This window comes from Acinetobacter sp., from assembly GCF_036659555.1.
Lineage (GTDB): Bacteria > Pseudomonadota > Gammaproteobacteria > Pseudomonadales > Moraxellaceae > Acinetobacter.
The window spans coordinates 1-4355 of sequence record NZ_JAVXCI010000148.1 but is presented as its reverse complement, the minus strand read 5'-3'; the positions used below and the strand labels follow the sequence as shown (position 1 = coordinate 4355).

5 protein-coding genes are annotated in these 4355 nt (G+C 48.3%); 2 read left to right on the top strand and 3 right to left on the bottom strand.

What is annotated here, in order from left to right:
- Positions 1–240: 240 nt before the first annotated feature.
- Positions 241–1038 (bottom strand): 4-hydroxy-2-oxoheptanedioate aldolase, encoded by a 798-nt coding sequence (hpaI, locus tag RSA72_RS14060; protein WP_332624340.1) that lies wholly within the window; start codon positions 1036–1038, stop codon positions 241–243.
- Positions 1039–1279: 241 nt separating this feature from the next.
- On the opposite strand from hpaI, the gene nfsB reads away from it, so the two are divergent.
- Both nfsB and RSA72_RS14050 read left to right on the top strand, forming a co-directional pair.
- A complete protein-coding gene (gene nfsB / locus RSA72_RS14055; protein ID WP_332624332.1) occupies positions 1280–1933 on the top strand; it encodes an oxygen-insensitive NAD(P)H nitroreductase in 654 nt (217 codons plus the stop codon).
- 173 nt (positions 1934–2106) lie between these two features.
- Positions 2107–2271, top strand: coding sequence for a hypothetical protein (locus tag RSA72_RS14050; protein ID WP_332624334.1), 165 nt, complete (start codon positions 2107–2109; stop codon positions 2269–2271).
- A gap of 105 nt (positions 2272–2376) precedes the next feature.
- On the opposite strand, the gene RSA72_RS14045 is transcribed toward RSA72_RS14050, so the two are convergent.
- Entirely contained in the window at positions 2377–3234 is an 858-nt protein-coding gene (locus tag RSA72_RS14045; protein WP_332624336.1) for an EamA family transporter, read from the bottom strand.
- Between the two features lie 93 nt (positions 3235–3327).
- Positions 3328–4355: class II fructose-bisphosphate aldolase (gene fba / locus RSA72_RS14040; protein WP_332633374.1), on the bottom strand; the 1028-nt coding region annotated here is incomplete at its 5' end.

Genomic DNA, 4355 nt, shown 5'->3' with positions numbered 1-4355 from the left:
TATCACACATAATCTCCCATAAAATATGCTTTCATTAGGTTTTGTATGTAATAGCGATTTAGGCAATTAGCTATATAGGAAAAATATGACAGGAATTTGAATGTTCTTTTTATTTTCTTAATTTGGCGGGAAAGCAATGATTGAAAAAGAGGTGCTGATTTAAAGATGCAGGCTAAGGCATTATTCCGCATCGTAGTGAATTGACCCGCTATGCGGAATAATGCTGAACGCGCTATTGAATCAGTAGCCTGCTGTTTTAGGCACTGCTTCCGCATCGCTTTTATATTTCGCCAGCAGCTCACGCAGCGAGTTCATCAGCACGCTGGTGTCCACGCCCACCGCAACAAATTCAGTACCCAGCTGCAAATACATTTGCGCAGCCTCATGCTGAGCCGCCAGAATTCCCGCCGCCTTGCCGGCTGCGCGAATACGCTGAATGGCATTGATCACCGCTTTCTGCACTTCAGGATGATTGGGATTGCCTTCATAGCCCATGGTTGCGGACAAATCCACAGCGCCAATAAAGATGCCGTCAATCCCCTCCACTTTTAAAATCTGATCCAAGTTTTTCAAGCCTTCAACCGATTCAATCTGAATCAGCAGGCAGATATTTTCATGCGCCGATGCATAATAGTCTGGAATGCTGTTCCAGCGCGTTGCGCGGGCCAGCGCAGCGCCCACCCCGCGGATGCCTTCAGGCGGATAGCGCACCGCTTTCACCATCAGCTCCGCCTGTTCAACTGTTTCCACCATCGGAATCAGCAGCGTCTGCGCGCCGATGTCCAGCAGCTGCTTAATCAGCTGCACGCTGCCAATCGGCGGGCGCACCACCGCCTGCGATGGATAAGCAGCAATGCTTTGCAGCTGCGACAATGTGGTTCTGAGGTCGCTGGGCGCATGCTCGCCGTCAATCAGCAGCCAGTCATAGCCTGCATTGGCCGCAATTTCAGTGCCGTAGGCATCTGCAAGGCCAACCCATAAGCCAATCTGCTGCCGGGTTTTCAATCTGCGTTTAAAGTGATTGCGGTAATCGGTCATATGCTTGCTCGGTGCAGGATGAATATTGCCCCCGATTAAACGCCTTTCAGCAAAAAGCACCAATATTGATTTCATCTTGCATCATTCAATTCAGCTATCAGTGCTTAATTTTATTTAAAGTTTATCCGGCATTCCGTCCTAAGGCCGCATGCAGCATGCTAAGTGAGATGAAAATTATTCTCATCCATTCATGCCCTGAATCGGGTAAAATAGGCCTAAATTAACCGCGGAGGCTGCATTCATGGATTTGCTCAACGTTTCTAAAACCCGCTACACCACTAAAGCTTATGACCCCAGCAAAAAGATTCCTCAGGAACAGTTTGAACGTTTGCTTGAAATCCTGCGCCTTACGCCATCCTCCATCAATATTCAGCCGTGGCATTTCTTTATTGCAGAGCATGCAGCGGCCAAAAAGCGCATTGCCAAAGCGCTGGTGGGCAAATATGCCTACAATGCCCCTAAGGTCTTAGATTCTTCGCATACAATTCTGCTCTGCACCCAAGCGGATATTAATGAGCAGCATCTTGAAAACCTGCTCAGCCGTGATGAAGCCAGCGGCCGCTTTAAAGATGCTCAAGCCAAACAGGGCCAGAAAGACAGCCGCAGCGGCTATGTGGATTATTACCGCAATGAAAAAGGCGACATTCAGCGCTGGGCGGAAAATCAGACCTTTATTGCGCTCGGCCAAATCCTGCTGGCGGCCGGCATTGAAGGCGTAGACGCCACGCCGATTGGCGGCTTTGATGAAGGCATCATTACTGAAGAATTAGGCTTAGCTGAAAAAGGGCTGATTCCTTCCGTGCTTTTAACTCTAGGCTACCGCAGCGAAAGCGACTTCAATGCCAAGCTGCCAAAATCACGCTTAGTCAAAGAAGACGTTTTCACCAGGCTCTAATATTTTAAAAAAGCGATGAAAGGGGAAAATATTCCCCTTTTTTGTCATTTCAGGACTTATTTTTTAAACAATAATCGCGTATATTTTGTGCAAAACATCATTGGTCTACTGCCATGCCTGCCGCGCCTAAATTACCTATGAAATTTGAATGCACTGCCTGCAAAACAGTGTATATGCACAAGTACAATTCTGATGCTTTTTTAAATTATCCAGCTTGCCCGCACTGCCAGCATTTGGGGCAATTGCAGGGCACCATCGAAACTTATGACCTGTTTAAATATCCTGTAGAAGTCGCAAGAAGCTATTTGCAAGGCACACTGCAGCGTTTTTCCCGCTAATTTTCTTAAAAATTCCATCCTGCACAGGCAGCTTAAATAGCTCAAGTATTTAAGCTGCTTTTTCATGTTAAGCGCCTGAAAATCCATTCATTTGGCTGTTTTGGCCTACTGCATGGCATAAGCCAGGCACATTACGCTGAGCAAGCCTAAAGCCAAGCCGGCGGCGGAAGCGGCTTTCAGCTTCTCTTTAAAAATAACCAATCCGCCCAGCACGCCAAACAGCACCACTAAAATATTCATGCCGGCAAATACAATGGCCGGCGTATCTTTCAGCAGCAAATGCGCTTTGACATACAGCGCAATATTGGCGAAATTCAATACCCCTAAGCCCAGCCCGGCAATGATATTGTGGCCTGCGCCAATGGTTTGCTCTTTTATGACGATATAAGCCAAAGACAGCGCAAATGCGCAAATGAACATCAGATTCAGCGCTACCGAAAACTGCAGCCCCAGCCCGGTGGTGTATTTCAGCAGAATATCAACCAAGGCATAGCCGACCCAAACGCAGGCCAGATACAGCCCGGCCTGCGGCTTTGCAGCAGCGCCCTGCTCTGAGCGGTTAGACAGCAGAATGCACAACACGCTGCCCATTCCCAGCGCAATGCCGATAATTTTCAGCTGATTAAACTGTTCCTGAAAAATAAAATAGGCTGCCGTCAATGACAGCACCACAGATAAGCGCTGCGCAATTTCAGTTTTTAAAATGCCTGCCGTCTGCAGCGACTTGGCCAAGCAGAGGAAAATAGCGGGCAATAAAAGCCCTAAGGCCAAAATGAGCCACCACGGCGTATGCTGCGCCGAAATATGCTGCAAATCGGGTTTAAACCAGAAATAGCATAAGATGCTGGCGGCTGCGTAATTCCACGCAATCATCTGCAGCGGGCTGAAGCCTTTTTCTTTGCAGATTTTCAGCAGCACAGAAACAGCAACGCTGCACAGCGCTGCGGCAAAAATCAGTTCCATCACATGCTCTTATTCATCAGTTAAACAGTGCTTTATCCATAAAAGAAAAGCCCACGCAGTGTGGGCTTTTCTATGCAAATAATCTATAGCAGATTATTTATAGCGCTCAACCATTTTCTCTAAAGAAATTGGACGAATCTTGTCGGCATTGCCCGCAGTGCCAAATGCTTCATAACGGTCAATACAGATCTGCTTCATTGCATCAACAGTTTGAGAGAAGAATTTGCGCGGATCAAATTCACTTGGCTTCTCAGCCATCATACGGCGCATTGCGCCAGTAGACGCTAAGCGCAAGTCTGTATCGATGTTGATTTTACGCACGCCGTGCTTGATCGCTTCAACCAGCTGCTCTACAGGCACACCATAAGTTTCTTTGATGTCGCCGCCATACTGGTTGATGATTGCAAGCCATTCCTGAGGAACAGAGCTTGAACCGTGCATTACAAGGTGCGTATTCGGCAAGGCAGCATGAATTTCTTTGATGCGGTCAATGGCCAGAATATCGCCTGTGGGCGGACGGGTGAACTTGTACGCGCCGTGTGAAGTGCCTACAGCAATCGCCAAAGCATCGACATTGGTGTCTGCAACAAATTGGCGCGCTTCTTCAACAGAAGTCAAAAGCTGAGAATGGTCCAGCACGCCTTCTGCGCCTACGCCATCTTCTTCGCCCGCCATGCCGGTTTCAAGGCTGCCCAGGCAGCCGATCTCGCCTTCTACAGAAACGCCGCATGCATGCGCCATTTGCACAGTGCGGCGGGTCACGTCAACGTTATACTCATAAGTTGTCGGCGTTTTGCCGTCTGCGCCTAATGAACCGTCCATCATTACAGATGAAAAGCCCAGTTGGATAGAGCGCTGGCATACATCAGGATCTGTACCGTGATCTTGATGCATTACCACAGGAATATGTGGCCATTCTTCAATCGCAGCTAAAATAAGGTGACGCAAGAAAGGTGCGCCTGCATATTTGCGCGCGCCTGCAGAGGCTTGCACAATAACAGGTGAGTTTGTTGCATCTGCTGCAAGCATAATTGCGCGCATTTGTTCTAAGTTGTTTACGTTAAACGCTGGTACGCCGTAAGCATGTTCGCCGGCGTGATCCAAGAGCTGGCGCAATGAAA